Source organism: Mesorhizobium sp. P2_D1, assembly GCF_056404455.1.
In genome coordinates this window covers 1-924 of sequence record NZ_JBFUDZ010000147.1, presented here as the reverse complement: position 1 = coordinate 924, position 924 = coordinate 1, and the positions used below count along the sequence as shown (strand labels likewise).

The 924-nt window shown below is 57.6% G+C and carries 1 protein-coding gene; it reads left to right on the top strand.

All coding sequences use genetic code 11. The features are described from left to right. A partial coding sequence (folD, locus tag AC1D0I_RS32630; RefSeq protein ID WP_477400189.1) for a bifunctional methylenetetrahydrofolate dehydrogenase/methenyltetrahydrofolate cyclohydrolase FolD occupies positions 1–843 on the top strand: 843 nt, incomplete at its 5' end. Positions 844–924: the final 81 nt, after the last annotated feature.

Here is a 924-nt window from a genome sequence, read left to right as displayed (position 1 = left end):
GCTTCAATACTCGAACGAGTAAAACTCGAAACTGAGGCCTTGAAGAGTTCCGGCATCAATCCTGGTCTTGCCGTGGTTATCGTCGGAAGTGATCCAGCCAGCCAGGTTTACGTCTCCTCGAAGGGGCGGAAGGCCGAAGAGTGCGGCTTCCTCTCACGAAAGTATGAATTGCCCGAAATCACGTCCGAGAAAGAACTTCTTGGCCTGGTGCACACATTGAACGAAGACCCGAAAATTCATGGACTCCTTCTGCAGTTGCCTTTGCCAAAACATCTGGATGCAGGAAAGATTATTCAGGCGATATCGCCTGACAAGGACGTTGATGGGTTCCATTATGTCAATGTGGGTATGCTGGGAACTGGCGAACTCGAGGGCGCGCTCGTCCCGTGTACGCCAGCAGGGGCGATGCTGCTGATTGAGTCGGTCCGGGGCAAGGACCTGTCAGGTTTGACGGCGGTGGTCATCGGGCGGTCCAACATCGTCGGCAAACCGATGGCCAATCTGCTGCTCGCGTCGAACGCGACCGTAACGATCGCGCACAGCCGAACAGCGGAAATCGAACAGATCTGCCGAGGGGCCGACATCCTGGTCGCCGCTGTCGGCAAGCCGGACTTCGTGAAGGGAGACTGGATCAAACCGGGTGCCACGGTTATCGACATCGGTATTAACCGACTACCCGCAGCCGATGGCACCGGAAAGGGACGTTTAGTCGGCGACGTTGATTTCGAGGACGCTTGTCGAATTGCCGGGGCAATCACTCCCGTGCCCGGCGGCGTCGGGCCGATGACGATCGCGATGCTCATGGCCAACACCCTTAAGGCCGCCCAGCGCAGCGCTCGGTGAAGAAGACTCTAGCAGCGACCAATCATTGCCTCAGCCTTGGTCGAATTCCACGAGTCCTCGATTGACCACGCTGCTGCCTCC